The sequence below is a fragment of the Streptomyces sp. NPDC049970 genome (assembly GCF_040660235.1).
Lineage (GTDB): Bacteria > Actinomycetota > Actinomycetes > Streptomycetales > Streptomycetaceae > Streptomyces.
The window spans coordinates 85,693-105,943 of record NZ_JBFALP010000013.1; the positions used below are offsets into that span (position 1 = coordinate 85,693).

17 protein-coding genes are annotated in these 20,251 nt (G+C 69.9%); 15 read left to right on the forward strand and 2 right to left on the reverse strand.

Going from position 1 to position 20,251, the window contains the following annotated elements; genetic code table 11:
* Positions 1 to 219 precede the first annotated feature (219 nt).
* Positions 220 to 1,218 carry a TerC family protein gene (locus tag AB0I83_RS22205; protein WP_356533739.1) on the forward strand — a complete coding sequence of 333 codons (999 nt, stop codon included), beginning with the start codon at positions 220 to 222 and terminating at the stop codon, positions 1,216 to 1,218.
* A gap of 66 nt (positions 1,219 to 1,284) precedes the next feature.
* Here the strand turns inward: AB0I83_RS22205 and AB0I83_RS22210 are convergent, their stop codons facing one another.
* Entirely contained in the window at positions 1,285 to 1,941 is a 657-nt protein-coding gene (locus AB0I83_RS22210) for an MBL fold metallo-hydrolase (protein ID WP_356533741.1), read from the reverse strand.
* Between the two features lie 10 nt (positions 1,942 to 1,951).
* Positions 1,952 to 2,641, reverse strand: coding sequence for a maleylpyruvate isomerase family mycothiol-dependent enzyme (locus tag AB0I83_RS22215; protein WP_363305852.1), 690 nt, complete (start codon positions 2,639 to 2,641; stop codon positions 1,952 to 1,954).
* 174 nt (positions 2,642 to 2,815) lie between these two features.
* Between AB0I83_RS22215 and uvrA the strand changes: the two genes are divergently transcribed.
* From uvrA to AB0I83_RS22285, 14 genes are all read left to right on the forward strand, one after another.
* Positions 2,816 to 5,836: an excinuclease ABC subunit UvrA gene (gene uvrA / locus AB0I83_RS22220; protein WP_363305853.1), complete on the forward strand. Its 3,021-nt coding sequence runs from the start codon at positions 2,816 to 2,818 to the stop codon at positions 5,834 to 5,836.
* Between the two features lie 219 nt (positions 5,837 to 6,055).
* The gene (locus tag AB0I83_RS22225) at positions 6,056 to 6,484 is read left to right on the forward strand and encodes a Rieske (2Fe-2S) protein (RefSeq protein WP_356841288.1); all 429 of its coding nucleotides are present in this window, start codon (positions 6,056 to 6,058) and stop codon (positions 6,482 to 6,484) included.
* A 188-nt stretch (positions 6,485 to 6,672) separates the two neighbouring features.
* Positions 6,673 to 8,832 carry an excinuclease ABC subunit UvrC gene (gene uvrC / locus AB0I83_RS22230; protein WP_363305854.1) on the forward strand — a complete coding sequence of 720 codons (2,160 nt, stop codon included), beginning with the start codon at positions 6,673 to 6,675 and terminating at the stop codon, positions 8,830 to 8,832.
* On the forward strand, positions 8,829 to 9,794 hold the full coding sequence (gene rapZ / locus AB0I83_RS22235; protein ID WP_363305855.1) for an RNase adapter RapZ: 966 nt from the start codon (positions 8,829 to 8,831) through the stop codon (positions 9,792 to 9,794). The genes uvrC and rapZ overlap by 4 nt, the downstream gene beginning before the upstream one ends.
* Positions 9,791 to 10,825 carry a uridine diphosphate-N-acetylglucosamine-binding protein YvcK gene (yvcK, locus tag AB0I83_RS22240; RefSeq protein WP_356533749.1) on the forward strand — a complete coding sequence of 345 codons (1,035 nt, stop codon included), beginning with the start codon at positions 9,791 to 9,793 and terminating at the stop codon, positions 10,823 to 10,825. Before rapZ ends, yvcK begins: the two co-directional genes overlap by 4 nt.
* Complete coding sequence (whiA, locus tag AB0I83_RS22245) at positions 10,816 to 11,805, forward strand: DNA-binding protein WhiA (protein WP_356533751.1); 990 nt, start codon at positions 10,816 to 10,818, stop codon at positions 11,803 to 11,805. Before yvcK ends, whiA begins: the two co-directional genes overlap by 10 nt.
* 639 nt (positions 11,806 to 12,444) lie before the next feature.
* Positions 12,445 to 13,455 carry a type I glyceraldehyde-3-phosphate dehydrogenase gene (gene gap / locus AB0I83_RS22250; RefSeq protein ID WP_356533753.1) on the forward strand — a complete coding sequence of 337 codons (1,011 nt, stop codon included), beginning with the start codon at positions 12,445 to 12,447 and terminating at the stop codon, positions 13,453 to 13,455.
* 111 nt (positions 13,456 to 13,566) lie between these two features.
* On the forward strand, positions 13,567 to 14,778 hold the full coding sequence (locus tag AB0I83_RS22255) for a phosphoglycerate kinase (RefSeq protein WP_356533755.1): 1,212 nt from the start codon (positions 13,567 to 13,569) through the stop codon (positions 14,776 to 14,778).
* A 6-nt stretch (positions 14,779 to 14,784) separates the two neighbouring features.
* Positions 14,785 to 15,573, forward strand: a complete 789-nt coding sequence (tpiA, locus tag AB0I83_RS22260) for a triose-phosphate isomerase (RefSeq protein WP_363305856.1) — start codon at positions 14,785 to 14,787, stop codon at positions 15,571 to 15,573.
* A gap of 138 nt (positions 15,574 to 15,711) precedes the next feature.
* Entirely contained in the window at positions 15,712 to 15,948 is a 237-nt protein-coding gene (gene secG / locus AB0I83_RS22265) for a preprotein translocase subunit SecG (RefSeq protein ID WP_356533758.1), read from the forward strand.
* A gap of 109 nt (positions 15,949 to 16,057) precedes the next feature.
* Positions 16,058 to 16,393, forward strand: a complete 336-nt coding sequence (locus AB0I83_RS22270) for an RNA polymerase-binding protein RbpA (RefSeq protein WP_099176117.1) — start codon at positions 16,058 to 16,060, stop codon at positions 16,391 to 16,393.
* A 155-nt stretch (positions 16,394 to 16,548) separates the two neighbouring features.
* On the forward strand, positions 16,549 to 18,201 hold the full coding sequence (gene pgi / locus AB0I83_RS22275; RefSeq protein ID WP_363305857.1) for a glucose-6-phosphate isomerase: 1,653 nt from the start codon (positions 16,549 to 16,551) through the stop codon (positions 18,199 to 18,201).
* Positions 18,202 to 18,206: 5 nt separating this feature from the next.
* On the forward strand, positions 18,207 to 18,710 hold the full coding sequence (locus tag AB0I83_RS22280) for a PH domain-containing protein (protein ID WP_363305858.1): 504 nt from the start codon (positions 18,207 to 18,209) through the stop codon (positions 18,708 to 18,710).
* Positions 18,707 to 20,251, forward strand: a complete 1,545-nt coding sequence (locus AB0I83_RS22285; protein ID WP_363305859.1) for a PH domain-containing protein — start codon at positions 18,707 to 18,709, stop codon at positions 20,249 to 20,251. Before AB0I83_RS22280 ends, AB0I83_RS22285 begins: the two co-directional genes overlap by 4 nt.

Here is a 20,251-nt window from a genome sequence, read left to right on the forward strand (position 1 = left end):
TACTTTGATCATGACTTGGTAAGGACTTTACCTTTTCTTGGTGCTTCATGTACTGTTCTTTGTGCGGAGGGGAGTACTCCCGATCGCGGCGTTCCCGTCAGTACGGACTGTGACCGGTCCCGGGGCGCCGGCCCGGCGCGCAGCCCGCGCGTCCGGGTGGAAGAGACCTCCGGCAGCGACGACGCTGATCTATAGCCGTAGCGAACTGCCGGAGGCGCAGTGGACGTTTCATGGAATCTCTGGGTACTGACCATCCTCGGTCTGAGTGCCCTCATCGCCGTCGACTTCTTCATCGGGCGCAAGCCCCATGACGTGTCGACCAAGGAAGCCGGAATCTGGACCGTCGTCTGGATCGCGCTGGCCGTCCTCTTCGGGCTGGGCCTGCTCGTGTTCGGCGAGAGCCAGGCCTCGGGCGAGTTCTTCGCCGGCTTCATCACCGAGAAGTCGCTGAGCGTCGACAACCTCTTCGTCTTCGTCCTGATCATGGCGAAGTTCTCGGTGCCCTCGCATCTGCAGCAACGGGTGCTGCTCATCGGCGTGCTGATCGCCCTGGTGCTGCGTGCGATCTTCATCGCCGCCGGTGCCGCGGTCATCGCCAACTTCTCGTGGATCTTCTACATCTTCGGCGCGTTCCTGATCTACACCGCCTGGAAGCTGATCCAGGAGGCGCGGGCCGACGACGAGGACGAGGAGTTCGAGGAGAACCGACTCCTGAAGTCGATCGAGCACCGCTTCGGTGTCGCCGACAGGTACCACGGGACCAAGCTCTTCATCCGGAACAACGGCAAGCGCGTCCTGACCCCCCTCATGGTGGTCATGCTCGCCATCGGCACGACCGATGTGCTCTTCGCGCTGGACTCCATCCCCGCGATCTTCGGCCTGACCCAGGACCCGTACATCGTCTTCACCGCCAACGCCTTCGCCCTGATGGGCCTGCGTCAGCTGTACTTCCTCATCGGGGGTCTGCTGAAGAAGCTGGTCCACCTCAGCTACGGCCTGTCGGTGATCCTCGGCTTCATCGGCGTCAAGCTGGTGCTGCACGCGCTGCACGAGTCCGGGGTGCACGTCCCGGAGATCTCCATCCCGTTCTCCCTCTCCGTCATCTGCGGCGTCCTGGTGATCACCACGATCACCAGCCTGATCGCCAACAAGAAGCAGGTCGCGGCCGAGGAGGCCGCCAAGGAGGACGGCAACGAGAACGTCGGCGCGCGGAAGTAGCGCCGGGCGGACACACGGACGGCCGGGGCCCCACGGGGGCACCCGGCCGTCCGGCGTTCCATGGGTTCACCAGCCGCGCTCGCGCCACTCCGGCAGGTGCGGGCGCTCGGCGCCGAGCGTGGTGTCGTGACCGTGGCCCGGGTAGACCCAGGTCTCGTCCGGCAGCCGGTCGAAGAGCTTGGTCTCCACGTCGTGGAGCAGGCTCGCGAAGGCCTCCGGGTCCTCGTGGGTGTTGCCGACCCCGCCGGGGAAGAGGCAGTCCCCGGTGAAGAGGTGCGGGGCGCCGTGCGGGTCGTCGTAGACCAGTGCGATCGAACCGGGGGTGTGGCCGGTCAGGTGGCTTGCTGTCAGCGAGACACGGCCCACCCGGATCGTGCCGCCGTCCTCGACCGGCTCGTCCGTCGGGACGGGGATGCCCTCGACGTCGTACCTCCCGGCGTACGTGCGCGCTCCTGTGGCCGCCACCACCTCGGCCAGGGCCTGCCAGTGGTCACCGTGCCGGTGCGTGGTCACGACGGACGCGATGCCGTCGCCGCCGATCAGCCGCAGCAGGGTCCCGGCCTCGTTCGCCGCGTCGATCAGGAGCTGCTCGCCGGTGGCCCGGCAGCGCAGGAGGTACGCGTTGTTGTTCATCGGCCCGACCGCGACCTTGGAGATCATCAGATCCGTCAGCTCGTGCACATCCGCGCGCCCGCCGACCTTGACCGTTCCGCTGTACGTCATGTGACGCAGCCTATAGCGGGGGCAGCGCGGGGAGGCTGCCGCCTTCGACGGTGAGCGCGGAGCCGTCACGGCGCCCGCAGAGCCAGCCGAGGATGTCGGTGGCGCTGCCTCGGACGCGGGCCGGCGGGCCGTCCGATCCGCCCCCGGTCGTCCAGATCCGGCCGTCCTCGGTGACCGCCGTCGTGGGGACCACGCCGGGATGTCCGGCGAACCGTTCCGCCAGGAAGTCGTTCTCCCGGATCACGAACTCCTCCGGAAGATCCTCCAGCTCGTAGCCGGCCCCGAGGTCCACGTGGTGCAGCTCGACCTCCACCCACCGGCGGAAGGGGAGCCGGGAGGCCGAGTCCGTCACACCGTTGCGCATGGTGACCGTGCGGGACCAGTCGGCCGGCTCCGCGGCGGCGGTCATGAAGGCCGCCCCGCTTTCGCGCAGGTCGGTGAGGTGCTCCGCGAGCGGACGGGGCGCGTCCCGCTCGATGTCGGCGTCCCGGGTTTCGCTGTTCGCGTACATCGGGCGCCCCTGGAGAACATTTACGAGGGCGTCGGCGTTACGTGACAGGTGGGCGAGAACATGGCCGCGGCTCCAGCCCGGCAGGCGCGACGGTCCGGCAAGGGATCCGTCGTCCAACTTGCCCGCGGCACCGAGCAGCCGATCGGTCGCTTCACGGACGGCTTCCAGGTCGTGCGCATGGTCGATCATGCGCCGAGCGTAGCTTCCGCCACTCATTCGGGTGAACGAGTCTCCGGTCGTCCGTAAATCGAATGTGCGTGCTATACGCTCGGAGTCGAAAGCTTTGTACATCGCTGTGGCGCCCCCCATACCCTTGGACGGGGGCCCAGTTCCCCGCTTCTCTCCAGAAAGGTGCGGACCGGCGTGGCCGACCGTCTCATCGTCCGTGGCGCGCGCGAGCACAACCTGAAGAACGTCTCGCTCGACCTCCCCCGTGACTCCCTCATCGTCTTCACCGGGCTCTCCGGGTCGGGCAAGTCCTCTCTCGCGTTCGACACGATCTTCGCCGAGGGCCAGCGGCGCTACGTGGAGTCGCTCTCCTCGTACGCCCGCCAGTTCCTCGGCCAGATGGACAAGCCGGACGTGGACTTCATCGAAGGCCTCTCGCCCGCCGTCTCCATCGACCAGAAGTCGACCTCGCGCAACCCGCGCTCGACGGTCGGCACCATCACCGAGGTCTACGACTACCTCCGGCTGCTCTTCGCCAGGATCGGCAAGCCGCACTGCCCCGAGTGCCACCGGCCGATCTCGCGCCAGTCGCCGCAGGCCATCGTGGACAAGGTGCTCGGGCTCCCCGAGGGCAGCCGCTTCCAGGTGCTCTCCCCGCTGGTGCGCGAGCGCAAGGGCGAGTTCGTCGACCTCTTCGCCGATCTTCAGACCAAGGGCTACAGCAGGGCCCGGGTGGACGGCGAGACGATCCAGCTGTCCGAGCCGCCCGCGCTGAAGAAGCAGGAGAAGCACACCATCGAGGTGGTCATCGACCGCCTCACGGTGAAGGACAGCGCCAAGCGCCGGCTGACCGACTCCGTGGAGACCGCGCTCGGCCTCTCCGGCGGCATGGTCGTGCTCGACTTCGTCGACCTGGCGGAGGACGACCCCGAGCGTGAGCGGATGTACTCCGAGCACCTCTACTGCCCGTACGACGACCTCTCCTTCGAGGAGCTGGAGCCCCGCTCCTTCTCCTTCAACTCACCCTTCGGCGCCTGCCCCGACTGCACGGGCATCGGCACGCGGATGGAGGTCGACCCGGACCTGATCGTCCCGGACGAGGACAAGTCCCTCGACGAGGGCGCGATCCACCCCTGGTCGCACGGCCACACCAAGGAGTACTTCGGGCGCCAGATCACCGCGCTCGCGGAGGCCCTCGGATTCCGTACGGACATCCCCTGGGCGGGGCTGCCGCAGCGCGCCAAGAAGGCCCTGCTCCACGGCCACAAGATCCAGACCGAGGTGCGCTACCGCAACAGGTACGGCCGCGAGCGGGCCTACACCACCCCGCGCTTCGAAGGCGCCGTCCAGTACGTCAAGCGGCGGCACTCCGAGGCCGAGAGCGACTCCAGCAGGGAGCGCCTCGAGGGCTACATGCGCGAGGTGGCCTGCCCGACGTGCGAGGGCACCCGGCTCAAGCCCCTGGTCCTCGCGGTCACGGTGATGGAGAAGTCCATCGCCTCGGTCGCCGCGATGTCGATCAGCGAGTGTGCCGAATTCCTCGGCCGGCTCAAGCTGAACGCCCGTGACAAGAAGATCGCCGAGCGGGTCCTCAAGGAGGTCAACGAGCGGCTGAAGTTCCTCGTCGACGTAGGTCTCGACTACCTCTCGCTGAACCGCGCCGCGGGCACCCTGTCCGGCGGCGAGGCCCAGCGCATCCGGCTCGCCACCCAGATCGGCTCCGGGCTCGTGGGCGTGCTCTACGTGCTGGACGAGCCGTCCATCGGGCTGCACCAGCGGGACAACCACCGGCTCATCGAGACCCTGGTCCGGCTCCGGGACATGGGCAACACGCTCATCGTCGTCGAGCACGACGAGGACACCATCAAGGTGGCCGACTGGGTCGTCGACATCGGCCCGGGTGCGGGCGAGCACGGCGGCAAGGTCGTCCACTCCGGCTCCCTCAAGGAGCTCCTCGCCAACCAGGAGTCGATCACCGGTCAGTACCTCTCGGGCCGCAGGGTGATCGAGATGCCGGACGTCCGGCGCCCCGCCGACCCGAAGCGCAGGCTCACGGTGCACGGTGCCCGGGAGAACAACCTCCAGGACATCGACGTCTCGTTCCCGCTCGGCGTGCTCACGGCCGTCACCGGCGTCTCCGGTTCCGGGAAGTCGACCCTGGTCAACGACATCCTCTACACCCACCTGGCGCGCGAGCTCAACGGCGCCAAGTCGGTCCCCGGGCGGCACACCCGGGTGGACGGCGACGACCTCGTCGACAAGGTCGTCCACGTCGACCAGTCGCCGATCGGCCGGACACCCCGCTCCAACCCGGCCACGTACACCGGAGTCTTCGACCACGTCCGCAGGCTGTTCGCCGAGACGATGGAGGCGAAGGTGCGCGGCTATCTGCCGGGCCGCTTCTCCTTCAACGTCAAGGGCGGCCGCTGCGAGAACTGCTCCGGTGACGGCACGATCAAGATCGAGATGAACTTCCTGCCCGACGTGTACGTCCCGTGCGAGGTCTGCCACGGAGCGCGTTACAACCGGGAGACGCTGGAGGTCCACTACAAGGGCAAGTCCATCGCCGAGGTGCTGGACATGCCGATCGAGGAGGGCCTGGAGTTCTTCGAGGCCGTTCCGACGATCGCCCGCCACCTGCGCACACTCAACGAGGTGGGCCTCGGGTACGTCAGGCTCGGCCAGTCCGCGCCGACGCTCTCGGGGGGCGAGGCGCAGCGCGTGAAGCTGGCGAGCGAGCTGCAGAAGCGCTCCACCGGCCGCACGGTCTACGTCCTGGACGAGCCGACGACCGGTCTGCACTTCGAGGACATCAGCAAGCTCATCTCGGTGCTGTCGGGCCTGGTCGACAAGGGCAACACGGTGATCGTCATCGAGCACAACCTCGATGTCGTCAAGACCGCGGACTGGGTCGTCGACATGGGGCCCGAGGGCGGCAGCGGCGGCGGCCTGGTGGTCGCCGAGGGCACACCCGAGCACGTCGCCTCGGTGCCGGCCAGCCACACCGGGAAGTTCCTCCAGGGGGTACTGGGCGCGGACCGGGTCGCCGAGGCCACGGTGCCCGCCGCCCGTAAGCCCGCCCGGAAGGCGAGCGCCAAGAAGGCGGTGGCCGCGAAGGCGACCACGGCCCGCAGGACGGCCACGGCCAGGACGGCCGGGAAGGCGGCGGACGAGAAGCCCGCCGCGAAGAAGGCCACCCGCGCGCGGAAGGCCTGACACCGTCAGGACGGGGGCGGCACCGATGTCCGGTGCCGCCCCCGTCCGGTCATCCTCCGCTCCGCTCCGCGCTCCGCGGGGCCGGTCGCAGGAGCACCTTTCTCCGTCGGTATCGTCGGGTCTGTCGCCAATGCCTCCGGGTGCGGCCGTGCCCGATGTCCGAGACACCCGGTGCCCGGGACGCGGCGACTCTCTGCCCCCCTGACCAGTGGAGACCGTATGTCCGGCCTGCCCGCCGCCCGTCGTACCGTGCTGAAGGGCGCCGCTCTCGCCGGTGCCGCGGGGCTGGGAGCGGCCGCCTGTTCCACCGAGTCGAAGCTCGGCCACGCGCAGACGCCGACACCCACCGCCCCCGTCGAGCTCGGCGCCGCGGACGAGGTCCCGGTCGGCGGGTCGAAGCTCTACCGGGAGCAGCGGGTCGTCGTGAGCTGCCCCGCCGCGGGCCGGTACACGGCGTTCAGCGCGCAGTGCACCCACGCCGGCTGCCTGCTGGACAAGGTCGAGGACAACGAGGGCAACTGCCCCTGCCACGGCAGTCGCTTCGACGTGACCACGGGCAAGGCCGTACAGGGCCCGGCCACGGTTCCACTGCCCTCCGTCCCTGTGAGGGTCGAGGGCGGACGGCTCGTCGCCGGACCCGAAGCCTGACGGAAGCCCCGGGCCGCCGGTCCCGTCGTCCGGCCCGACCGGTCGTCCCGCCGGAGCTCCGCCGGGCAGGGCGGGGAGCTCGCACAGCCCGGCCGGGAGGTCCCGCAAGCCCGGACGGCACTCGCTTCACCGGTCTCCGGAGCCCCGGAAATGCCGCTGTGTCACTGCCCACAAGTAGGGTGTGAGACATGGCAGACCCCTCCAGCTACCGCCCCAAGCCGGGACAGATCCCCGACTCCCCGGGGGTCTACAAGTTCCGTGACGACCACCGCCGGGTGATCTACGTCGGCAAGGCCAAGAACCTGCGCCAGCGCCTCGCCAACTACTTCCAGGACCTGGCCGGTCTGCACCCGCGTACCCGCACGATGGTCACCACGGCCGCCTCCGTCGAGTGGACCGTGGTCTCCACCGAGGTCGAGGCGCTGCAGCTGGAATACACCTGGATCAAGGAGTTCGACCCCCGGTTCAACGTCAAGTACCGCGACGACAAGAGCTATCCCTACCTCGCGGTCACGCTCAACGAGGAGTTCCCGCGCGTCCAGGTCATGCGCGGCGCCAAGAAGAAGGGCGTGCGCTACTTCGGGCCGTACGGCCATGCCTGGGCGATCCGCGAGACCGTCGACCTGATGCTCCGGGTCTTTCCCGTACGCACCTGCTCCGCCGGTGTCTTCAAGAACGCCGAACGCACCGGCCGCCCCTGTCTCCTCGGCTACATCGGCAAGTGCTCGGCCCCGTGCGTCGGCCGTGTGACCCCCGATGAACACCGCGACCTGGCCGAGGACTTCTGCGACTTCATGGCAGGCCGCACAGGGACGTACATCCGCCGCCTGGAGAAGGACATGACGCAGGCGGCCGAGGACATGGAGTACGAACGGGCGGCGCGGCTGCGGGACGACGCGGGAGCGCTGAAGCGGGCCATGGAGAAGAGCGCCGTGGTCCTCGCCGACGCCACCGACGCGGACCTGATCGCCGTCGCCGAGGACGAACTCGAAGCGGCGGTCCAGATCTTCCACGTCCGGGGCGGCCGTGTGCGCGGCCAGCGCGGCTGGGTCACCGACAAGGTCGAGGCCGTCGACACGGCCGGCCTGGTCGAGCACGCGCTCCAGCAGCTGTACGGCGAGGAGTCGGGCGACTCCGTCCCCAAGGAGGTACTCGTCCCGGCGCTCCCCGATGACCCCGACGCCGTGTCCCAGTGGCTCGCGGACCGGCGCGGCTCCCTGGTCAGCCTGCGCATCCCGCAGCGGGGCGACAAGAAGGACCTGATGGGCACGGTCCAGCGCAATGCCCAGCAGGCGCTCGGGCTGCACAAGACCAAGCGGGCCTCCGATCTCACCACGCGCTCCCGCGCCCTGGAGGAGATCGCCGAGGCGCTCGGTCTGGACACCGCGCCGCTGCGCGTCGAATGCTTCGACATCTCGCACCTCCAGGGCGACGACGTGGTCGCGTCCATGGTCGTCTTCGAGGACGGCCTCGCACGCAAGAGCGAGTACCGGCGCTTCCAGATCAAGGGCTTCGAGGGCCAGGACGACGTGCGGTCGATGCACGAGGTCATCGGCCGCCGGTTCAAGCGGTACCTCCAGGAGACGGAGCGGACGGGGGAGTGGGAGGAGACCCCCGCGCCCACCGGACCGGTCCCGGCGCCGGGGGAGGCGGCGCCCGCACCCGGAGGAGCGGCGCCCGCACCGGGGGACGAGTCCCACGCACCTGGCGAAGCGGCGCCCGCACCGGCGGAAGCCGTGCCCATGCGCGGTGAGCCCGCGGCCGGGGGCGGGACGAGCCCGGCCGGACCGTCCGCGCGGGAGGAGCCCCGTGAGGACGACGGCCGGCCCAAGCGCTTCGCCTACCCGCCCCAGCTCGTGGTCGTCGACGGAGGCCAGCCGCAGGTCGCCGCCGCCAAGCGCGCGCTGGACGAGCTGGGAATCGACGACATCGCCGTCTGCGGTCTCGCCAAACGGCTCGAAGAGGTCTGGCTGCCGGACGACGACGACCCGGTGGTGCTGCCCCGGTCGAGCGAGGGTCTCTACCTCCTGCAGCGCATCCGCGACGAGGCGCACCGGTTCGCCATCACCTACCAGCGGGCCAAGCGGGCCAAACGCATCCGTGCCAGCCCGCTCGACGACGTCTCCGGGCTCGGCGAGACCCGCAAGCAGGCGCTGATCAAGCATTTCGGCTCCGTGAAGAAGCTGCGGCAGGCCACAATCGACGAGATCTGCGAGGTCCCGGGGATAGGGCGCAGGACGGCGGAGTCGGTGGCCGCCGCCTTCGCCACCGCCGCCCCGGCAGCGCCCGCCGTGAACACCGCCACAGGAGAGATCATCGAAGAGGACGACGGGGGCAGCACGACATGACCGAACACGCGCATGGACACCAGGACGAACGCGGCCGAGCAGACGGAGCAGCAGACGTGAACACGGGAAGCACCACGGAGAAGGCCGACGCCGCCGCGCCCGCCATCCCCGAGCTGGTGATCATCTCCGGAATGTCGGGCGCCGGGCGCAGCACCGCCGCCAAGTGTCTGGAGGACCTCGGCTGGTTCGTCGTCGACAACCTGCCGCCCGCGCTGATCCCCACCATGGTGGAGCTCGGCGCCCGGTCCCAGGGCAACGTCGCCCGCATCGCCGTCGTCGTCGACGTACGGGGCCGGCGCTTCTTCGACAACCTCAGGGAATCGCTCGCGGACCTCGCAGCGAAGAACGTCACCCGGCGGATCGTCTTCCTTGAGTCCTCCGAGGACGCCCTCGTGCGCCGGTTCGAATCCGTCCGCCGTCCGCACCCGCTGCAGGGTGACGGCCGCATCGTCGACGGCATCGAGGCCGAGCGGGACCTGCTGCGCGAGCTGCGGGGCGACGCCGACCTGGTCATCGACACCTCCAGCCTCAACGTGCACGAACTGCGCGCCAAGATGGACGCCCAGTTCGCCGGCGACGAGGAGCCGGAACTGCGGGCGACGGTGATGTCGTTCGGCTTCAAGTACGGCCTGCCCGTCGACGCCGACCTGGTCGTCGACTGCCGCTTCCTCCCGAATCCGCACTGGGTCCCCGAGCTGCGCCCCTTCACCGGGCTCAACGAGGAGGTGTCCGACTACGTCTTCGACCAGCCGGGCGCCAAGGAGTTCCTCAACCAGTACACCGAACTCCTCCAGCTCATCGCCGCCGGCTACCGCCGCGAGGGCAAGCGGTACGTGACCATCGCCGTGGGCTGCACGGGCGGCAAGCACCGCTCCGTGGCGATGTCGGAGAAGCTGGCCGCCCGGCTGTCCACCGAAGGGGTCGAGACCGTCCTCGTCCACCGGGACATGGGGCGAGAGTGACCGGTCGCAACCTGCGTCTGCGGCGTCTGAGCAGGACCACGGCCGCGCTCTCCGGCCGCAACCGCGGCGCCCAGCCCAAGGTCGTCGCCCTCGGCGGCGGCATGGGGCTGTCGGCGTCGCTCACGGCGCTGCGCCGGATCACCGGTGATCTCACCGCCGTGGTCACCGTCGCCGACGACGGCGGCTCCAGCGGCCGGCTCCGCGAGGAGCTCGGCGTCCTGCCGCCCGGCGACCTGCGCAAGGCGCTCGCCGCGCTCTGCGGGGACGACGAATGGGGCCGGACGTGGTCCCGGGTCATCCAGCACCGCTTCGAGTCCAAGGGCGATCTGCACGAACACGCGGTCGGCAACCTGCTCATCGTCGCCCTGTGGGAACAGCTGGGCGACCACGTCCAGGCCCTGGACCTCGTCGGCAAGCTGCTCGGAGCGCACGGCCGGGTGCTGCCGATGTCCGCGGTGCCGCTCGAACTCCAGGCGCTCGTACGGGGGCACGATCCGGAGCGCCCGGACGACATCGTCACCGTGCGAGGCCAGGCCACGGTGGCGCTGACCCCGGGCGAGGTGCAGTCCGTCCACGTCGTCCCGGCCGACCCGCCCGCGGTGCCCGAGGCGGTGGCCGCTGTGCTCGACGCCGACTGGGTGGTGCTGGGTCCCGGGTCATGGTTCTCCTCCGTGATTCCGCACCTGCTGGTGCCCGAACTGCTCGACGCGCTGGTGACGACGAAGGCCCGGAAGGTCCTCTCGCTGAACCTCGCTCCGCAACCCGGTGAAACAGATGGCTTCTCACCGCAGCGTCATTTGGAGGTTTTGGGACGACACGCCCCTAAACTCGCCATGGACGTGGTGCTGGCCGACGAGGCCGCCGTGCCCGACCGCGAGTCCCTCGCCGACGCCGCCCAGCGGCTCGGAGCCGCGGTCGAGCTGGCCCCCGTGGCCTCACCCGACGGCGTTCCGATTCATGATCCGGAGCTGTTGGCCGCCGCGTACGACCGTATTTTTCGGATGCATGGAAGGATCGGCCCATGGCGATGACGCCAGCGGTGAAGGACGAAATCTCTCGGCTTCCCGTGACCCGGACCTGCTGCAGAAAGGCAGAGGTCTCGGCGATTCTCCGGTTCGCGGGCGGGCTGCACCTGGTGAGCGGCCGGATCGTGATCGAGGCCGAGCTGGACACCGCGATGGCGGCCCGGCGGCTCAAGCGGGACATCCTGGAGATCTTCGGGCACAGCTCGGAGCTGATCGTGATGGCTCCCGGCGGACTGCGCCGGGGCTCCCGCTACGTGGTGCGGGTGGTGGCGGGCGGTGACCAGCTGGCCCGCCAGACCGGCCTGGTGGACGGCCGCGGCCGTCCCATCCGCGGCCTCCCCCCGCAGGTGGTCTCGGGGGCCACCTGCGATGCGGAGGCGGCCTGGCGCGGCGCGTTCCTGGCCCACGGCTCGCTCACGGAGCCCGGCCGCTCCTCGTCGCTCGAGGTGACCTGCCCCGGCCCGGAGGCCGCGCTCGCCCTGGTGGGGGCCGCGCGCAGGCTCTCCATCGCGGCCAAGGCGCGCGAGGTGCGCGGTGTGGACCGTGTCGTAGTCCGTGACGGTGACGCGATCGGCGCGCTGCTGACGCGTCTCGGGGCGCACGAGTCGGTGCTGGCCTGGGAGGAGCGCCGGATGCGGCGCGAGGTCCGCGCCACGGCCAACCGCCTCGCCAACTTCGACGACGCCAACCTCCGTCGCTCGGCCCGCGCGGCCGTGGCGGCGGGAGCCCGTGTGGGGCGCGCGCTGGAGATCCTGGCCGAGGAGGTCCCGGAGCACCTCGCGGCGGCCGGTCGGCTGCGTATGGAGCACAAGCAGGCCTCCCTGGAGGAGCTGGGCGCGCTGGCCGACCCGCCGCTGACCAAGGACGCGGTCGCCGGACGCATCCGGCGCCTGCTGGCCATGGCCGACAAGCGGGCCCAGGACCTCGGAATCCCCGGTACGGAGGCCACTCTCAGCGAGGAGATGGCCGACGGGCTCGTCGGCTGACAGCGACGGACACGTGCCGGCCCGACGCCGTTCCCCGAGCGGCGGCCGTGGCCGGATTCGGTCCGGGCGGGGCCGGAAAACCGTGAACGGAATTGGCCGGAAGGCCGATTCCGATCGGTTGAGCGCGACTCCGCGAGAATGAGCGGATAAGCATCCCGTGGTTCAGCCGTCGCCGCGCGCCGAAAATTCGCAGCGACGGGCATATTCATCTGTTGAGTGCCACTCCGCACAATTGAGCGCGGGTGGCCGCGCGGTGCCTCCGCGTCCGGTGAAAGCGCCGGCCTGATGCCTTTGTCAGGGCAGGGTGGCGCCGAACGGCAATTCCGCGAGCCGGAGTCGCTTCGGTCGCTCCCCGTGACCGTGTGTCGATGCGTGTCGCCCGGGGCCCCTCCGCGGTAAGGGAGTCGCCCCCGGGCGGTGCTGACGCTTGGTGATCGCCGGATGCGAGCGATCACCCCGCGCTCGCTTTCGTAACCGGAGTTCCTTGCACCTACCGACGAGTAGGGAACTCCGGGTTCGTGCCGCCCTGGCCGATGTCACCCCCGAGCCTTCGGAGAGGTAGGGTCGTAGGCGGTCGGGGACATCCCTAATAAAACTCGCCGGCATCGAAACCGGCGTTCCTAACGAGGAGATCGGTTCGTGACGATCCGCGTAGGCATCAACGGCTTTGGCCGCATCGGTCGTAACTACTTCCGCGCGCTGCTGGAGCAGGGTGCGGACATCGAGATCGTGGCTGTCAACGACCTGGGTGACACTGCGACCACTGCCCACCTGCTGAAGTACGACACCATTCTGGGTCGTCTCAAGGCAGAGGTCAGCCACACCGCCGACACCATCACCGTCGACGGCCACACCATCAAGGTGCTCTCCGAGCGCAACCCGGCCGACATCCCCTGGGGTGAGCTGGGCGTCGACATCGTCATCGAGTCGACCGGCATCTTCACCAAGAAGGCCGACGCCGCGAAGCACATCGCGGGTGGCGCCAAGAAGGTCCTCATCTCGGCTCCGGCCAAGGACGAGGACATCACGATCGTGATGGGCGTCAACCAGGACAAGTACGACGCGGCCAACCACCACGTCATCTCCAACGCCTCCTGCACCACCAACTGTGTGGCGCCGATGGCCAAGGTTCTCGACGAGAACTTCGGCATCGTCAAGGGCCTGATGACGACGGTCCACGCGTACACGAACGACCAGCGGATCCTGGACTTCCCGCACTCGGACCTGCGTCGCGCCCGCGCCGCCGCCGAGAACATCATCCCGACCACGACGGGCGCCGCCAAGGCGACCGCGCTGGTCCTCCCGCAGCTCAAGGGCAAGCTCGACGGCATCGCGATGCGCGTCCCGGTTCCGACCGGCTCCGCCACCGACCTCGTCGTGACGCTGCAGCGCGAGGTCACCAAGGACGAGGTCAACGCCGCGTTCAAGAAGGCGTCCGACGACGGCGACCTCAAGGGCTTCCTGACGTACACCGAGGACCCGATCGTGTCCTCGGACATCGTCGGTGACCCGTCGTCCTGCACCTTCGACTCCTCCCTGACGATGGTCCAGGACGGCACCTCCGTTAAGATCCTCGGCTGGTACGACAACGAGTGGGGCTACTCCAACCGCCTCGTCGACCTGACCGTCTTCGTCGGCGGCCAGCTCTGATCCTCGGATCGGCAGGCATTTCGATGTGAGCAAGGGGCTCGGACGGCGCGACGTGGCGCCGTCCGAGCCCCTTGTGTACTCATCCGTCCTTCCAAGGAGCACCGCACACAGATGAAGACGATCGACGAACTTCTCGCCGAAGGGGTCGCGGGCAAGCGGGTATTCGTACGCGCCGACCTCAACGTGCCGCTCGACGGCACCACGATCACCGACGACGGCCGCATCCGCGCAGTCCGGCCGACGGTCGCCCGGCTCGCCGAAGCCGGTGCGCGGGTCGTCGTCGCCTCGCACCTCGGCCGCCCCAAGGGCGCCCCGGACCCGGCCTTCTCGCTGGCGCCCGCCGCCGCGCGCCTGGGTGAACTGCTCGGTACGGAGGTCGCCTTCGCGACCGACACCGTGGGCGAGTCCGCCCGCGCCACGGTCGCCGGGCTCACCGACGGCCAGGTCGCCGTCATCGAGAACCTCCGCTTCAACGCCGGTGAGACCTCCAAGGACGACGCCGAGCGCGGCGCCTTCGCGGATCAGCTCGCCGAGCTCGCCGACGTGTACGTGGGCGACGGCTTCGGCGCCGTCCACCGCAAGCACGCCTCGGTCTTCGACCTGCCGGCCCGGCTGCCGCACGCGGCCGGCGATCTGATCGCCACCGAGGTCGGCGTCCTCAAGAAGCTCACCGAGGACGTCACCCGCCCCTACGTCGTGGTCCTCGGCGGCTCCAAGGTCTCCGACAAGCTCGGCGTGATCGACCACCTGCTGGAGAAGGCCGACCGCATCCTGATCGGCGGCGGAATGGCGTACACCTTCCTCAAGGCCCAGGGCCACGAGGTCGGCAGCTCCCTCCTCCAGGAGGACCAGATCCCGGCGGTGCTGGACTACCTCAGGCGAGCCGACGAGAAGGGCGTGGAGTTCGTGCTCCCTGTCGACGTCGTCGTCTCGGCCCAGTTCCCGGACCTCAAGGCCAAGACCCCGGGCAACCCCGCCACCGTCGCCGCCGACGCCATCCCGGCCGGTGTGATGGGCCTGGACAACGGCCCGGAGACCAACAAGCTCTACGCCTCGAAGCTCGCCGACGCGGCCACGGTCTTCTGGAACGGTCCGATGGGTGTCTTCGAACACCCCGACTACGCCGAGGGCACCAGGGCCGTCGCCCAGGCACTCGTCGACTCGCCGGCCTTCAGCGTGGTCGGCGGCGGGGACTCCGCGGCCGCCGTCCGCATCCTGGGCTTCGACGACAACGCGTTCGGACACATCTCGACCGGTGGCGGCGCCAGCCTCGAATACCTCGAGGGCAAGACGCTTCCCGGCCTCGCCGCACTGGAGGACTGACCCTCAATGACTGCTACCGCACAAGGCCGTACCCCGCTCATGGCGGGCAACTGGAAGATGAACCTCAACCACCTCGAGGCCATCGCACACGTCCAGAAGCTCGCTTTCGCCCTGGCCGACAAGGACTACGACGCCGTCGAGGTCGCCGTCCTGCCGCCCTTCACCGACCTGCGCTCGGTGCAGACCCTGGTCGACGGCGACAAGCTGAAGATCAAGTACGGCGCCCAGGACCTCTCGGCGCACGACTCGGGCGCGTACACCGGTGAGATCTCCGGTTCCATGCTCGCCAAGCTGAAGTGCACCTTCGTGGCGGTCGGCCACAGCGAGCGCCGCCAGTACCACGGCGAGAACGACGAGGTCTGCAACGCCAAGGTGAAGGCCGCCTACACGCACGGCCTGACCCCGATCCTCTGTGTCGGGGAGGGCCTGGACATCCGCAAGGCCGGTGACCAGGTCTCCTACACGCTGGCCCAGCTCGACGGCGGCCTGAAGGACATTCCGGCCGAGCAGGCCGAGTCCATCGTGATCGCCTACGAGCCGGTCTGGGCCATCGGGACCGGCGAGGTCGCCACCCCCGACGACGCCCAGGAGGTCTGCGGTGCGATCCGCGGCCGGCTCGCCGAGCTCTACTCGCAGGAGTTGGCCGACGCGGTCCGCATCCAGTACGGCGGCTCGGTGAAGTCCGGGAACGTCGCGGCCATCATGGCGCAGCCCGATGTGGACGGTGCCCTGATCGGCGGTGCCGCGCTCGACGCCGAAGAGTTCGTCAAGATCGTCCGCTTCCGCGACCAGTAGGATCGCCCGCTTCCCCGATCTGTGAGTATGCGGTGGAGCGGATCCGTCGTACCCTTGCGGGGGCCGAGGGGGGTGCACCCCCGGGCCCCCGCTGTTCGTACATGCAGTCCTAGGAATTCCGGAAAGTAGGGACCAGCCGTGGTTTTGGCGTTCGAGATCGCCCTGATCGTCTTCAGCCTGCTGCTGATGCTGCTGGTGCTGATGCACAAGGGGAAGGGCGGCGGCCTCTCCGACATGTTCGGTGGCGGAATGCAGTCCTCCGTCGGTGGCTCGTCGGTCGCCGAGCGGAACCTCGACCGCATCACGGTTGTGGTCGGTCTGGGATGGTTCGCGTGCATTGTCGTCCTCGCCCTGCTCATCAAGCTGGACGGCTGACCCGGCGTACGGGATTCCCGGTGAGGGTGTAACTCCTTTCACTGGACGCGCGTTGGGCCTTACGTAGACTGGGGCATCTTCGAGCACCATCACGCAGGGAGTTACGACCGTGGCAAGTGGCAACGCGATCCGGGGAAGCCGGGTCGGAGCGGGGCCGATGGGGGAGGCCGAGCGCGGCGAGTCCGCGCCACGGGCCCGCATCTCCTTCTGGTGCTCGAACGGGCACGAGACGCAGCCGAGCTTCGCCCATGACGCGCAGGTACCGGAGACCTGGGACTGCCCGCGCTGTGGCTTCCCGGCCGGACAGGACCGGGACAGCCCGCCCGCCCCGCCGCGCACCGAGCCGTACAAGACACACCTCGCGTACGTGCGGGAACGCCGCAGCGACGCGGACGGCGAAGCGATCCTCGCCGAAGCCCTCGCCAAACTCCGCGGCGAGATCTAGAAGTTGTTCACCGGCCGGTCACCCTCTGGGTGGCCGGCCGGAATCGGTATGTCGCTCCGGAGCCCGCCGTTGCTCCGCCGCGCCCTCCAGATCAATTAGGTTGGAGGGGCGGCGGGGAAGGTTGCAGGCACGAGAAGAGATGGGCGATTTCCGGGATGAACGCACAAGGCCGAACCAAGCTCAGTCAGCTGCCCGAGTGGACGGCCCTCGGCAAGCACCGTGAGGAGTTCGGCGACACGCAACTGCGCCGGCTGTTCGAACAGGCGCCGGACCGCGGGACGGCGTACACCCTCAGGGTCGGCGACCTCCACATCGACTACTCCAAGCACCTGGTCACGGACGAGACGCTGCGCCTCCTGCGCGACCTCGCCGCCGCCACGGGAGTCGCCGGACTGCGGGACGCGATGTTCCGCGGCGAGAAGATCAACACGACCGAGGACCGTGCGGTCCTGCACACCGCGCTCCGGGCTCCGCGCGGCGCCGTGATCGAGGTCGACGGCGAGAACGTCGTGCCGGCCGTGCACGCGGTCCTCGACCGGATGGCGGAGTTCGCCGACCGCGTCCGGGCCGGTGAGTGGACCGGTCACACCGGCAGGCCGGTCAAGAACATCGTGAACATCGGCATCGGCGGTTCCGACCTCGGGCCGGCCATGGCCTACGAGGTGCTGCGCTCCTTCACGGACCGTTCGCTCACCGTCCGCTTCGTGTCGAACGTCGACGGCGCCGACCTCCACGAGGCGCTCCACGACCTCGACCCGGCCGAGACGCTCTTCATCGTGGCGTCCAAGACCTTCACCACGATCGAGACCATCACCAACGCCACCTCGGCGCGCGACTGGCTCCTCACCGGGCTGAAAGCAGGTCAGGAAGCCGTCGCCAAGCACTTCGTGGCGCTGTCGACGAACGCGGACAAGGTCACGGACTTCGGCATCGACACGGCCAACATGTTCGAGTTCTGGGACTGGGTCGGCGGCCGCTACTCCTACGACTCGGCGATCGGCCTCTCGCTGATGATCGCCATCGGGCCCGGGCGGTTCCGCGAGATGCTCGACGGCTTCCACCTCGTCGACGAGCACTTCCGCACCGCCCCGGCCGAGGAGAACGCCCCGCTGCTGCTGGGTCTCCTCGGCGTCTGGTACGGCCAGTTCTTCGACGCCCAGTCGCACGCGGTCCTGCCCTACAGCCACTACCTGTCCAAGTTCACCGCGTACCTGCAGCAGTTGGACATGGAGTCCAACGGCAAGTCCGTGGACCGGGACGGCGATCCGGTCGAATGGCAGACCGGGCCCGTCGTCTGGGGCACCCCGGGCACCAACGGGCAGCACGCCTACTACCAGTTGATCCACCAGGGTACGAAGATCATCCCGGCCGACTTCATCGGTTTCGCCACGCCGGTCCAGGACCTGCTGCCCGGGCTTATCGCCCAGCACGACCTGCTCATGGCCAACTTCTTCGCCCAGACCCAGGCGCTCGCCTTCGGCAAGACGCCCGACGAGGTCCGTGCCGAGGGCGTGCCCGAGGAGCTCGTGCCGCACAAGACCTTCCGCGGCAACCACCCGACGACCACCGTCCTCGCCGACCGGCTCACCCCCTCGGTGCTCGGCCAGCTGATCGCGCTGTACGAGCACAAGGTCTTCGTCCAGGGCGCGGTCTGGAACATCGACTCCTTCGACCAGTGGGGCGTCGAGCTCGGCAAGGTCCTCGCCAAGAAGATCGAACCGGTGCTGACCGAGGGCACCGGCGGGGAGCAGCTCGACAGCTCCACCGCCGCGCTCGTGGCGACGTACCGCTCGCTGCGGGGCCGCTGAGCCGTATGACGACGCGGGAGGGGACGGTCCGGCTCCGGCCGCCGCGCAACGCACCGGCGCGCCGGGCCGTCGGCTGGTGGCGCGCCCGGTGGCTGCTGCTGACCGCGGCACCGGTCGCCGTGCTGGGACTGCTGGGGGTGTTCCTCCCTCCCGCCGCGTTCTGGCTCCTGACCGCGGCGGCCGCGGTCGCGGGCTTCGGCCTGCTGTGCGCCGTGGTCCTGCCGCTCTGGTGGTACCGCACCCACCGCTGGGAGGTCACGGAGCAGGCGGTCTACGTAGGTACCGGGGTCTTCCTCAGGGAGTGGCGGATCGCGCCGATGTCCCGGATCCAGACCGTGGACACCGTGCGCGGCCCCCTGGAACAGCTCTTCGGGCTGGCCACCGTCACCGTCACCACCGCGTCCGCCAAGGGCGCGGTGAGGATCGGGGGCCTCGCCCACGAGGAGGCCGCCGATCTCGCCGAGCGCCTGACCCGGATGACCCGGGACACCCCCGGCGACGCCACGTGAGCACCGCCGCCGACAGTGGCCCCGGCTGGCTGCGCCTCCACCCCCGCACGGCCCTGGTGACCGCGCTGGTCACGGCGGGCGTCGCCGCGGGCACCGCGGTTCCGGTCGCCGCGGGGCTCTCCGGCCGGATCGGCTACCCGAGAGCCATCGGGTGGGTGCTGGCGGGCGCGGTGCTGCTGATCGGCTGCGCCACCGCCACCGACCACGTGCGATGGCGGCGCACCCGCTACCGGGTCGGCGCCGGGCGCGTCGATCTCCACACCGGGCTGCTCCTGGTGAAGCGCCGCTCGCTGGCCCGCGAGCGTATCCGCAGCGTCGACCTCACCGCCCACCCGCTGCTCAGGGTCCTCGGCCTGGTCACGGTGCGGATCGGCACGGGGGAACACACCGGCGGCGACTCGACCCTGGAACTCGACCCCGTCGCCCGCGCGGAGGGCGAGCGGCTGCGCCGGGAACTGCTCGGCCGAGCCCCGTCGTCCGCCGCCCGCGGTGCGCACCGCGAGGGCGAACTGGCCACGCTCGACCTCCGCTGGATCCGTTACGCGCCGGTCTCCTTCGTCGCTCCCATGCTCGGCGGTGCCGCGATCGGAGGCGTCCTGCAGATCAGCGACTGGGTCGGTGCGCAGGGCGAGGTGATCGACTGGGCGGCTGACCGCTTCCGGGACACGCCACTGCTCTGGGCGATCGTGGTCACCGTTCTGACCGCCCTGGCCGCCGGGGTCGTCGGGGCACTCGGGCTGTGGGTCGAGATGTGGTGGAACTACCGCCTGGAGCGTGAGCCGGGAGGCACCCTGCGCGTCCGGCGCGGACTGCTGACCTCACGCTCCCTCTCCGTCGAGGAGCGGCGACTGCGCGGAGTGGACCTCGTGGAGCCGCTCGGCGTACGGATGCTGGCCGCCGCCCGGGTGGACGCCATCACCACGGGCCTTGCCCAGGACGAGGAGTCGAGGGGCGCCGACCACGACACCCTGCTGCCGGCGGTGCCCCGGGCACTGGCCGACAGGATCGCCGCCGAGGTGCTGCGCGAGTCCGTCTCCCCGACCGGCGTCCCGCTCACCGCGCACCCGAGGGCGGCCCTCCGCCGGAGGATGCGCCTGGCCGTGGCTGCGGCCCTGGTGCCCGTGCTGGTCCTGGTGCTCCTGGGCACGCTGCTGACGCCCGTGCTGCTGTGGGTGGCGCTCGGCTGCGCGACCGTGTCCCTGCCGCTCGCCGTGGCGCTGGCCCTGGACGCCTACCGGTCGCTCGGCCACGCGCTGAGCGGGGCGTACCTCGTCACGCGCTCGGGCACGCTCCGGCGATCCACGGCGGCCCTGCAGCGCAGCGGGGTGATCGGCTGGACGGTGAAGGAGTCCTGGTTCCAGCGCAGGGCGGGGCTGATCGGGGTCACCGCCACCACGGCCGCCGGGGCGGGCGCGTACACCGTGCGGGACGTCGACGCGGGCGCAGGCCTCGTGCTCGCCGCCGAGGCCGTCCCGGGTCTGCTGGAGCCGTTCCTGGTACGCGAGGAAGCACCCCGGACCGGTGGCCCTCCGCTTCCCTGA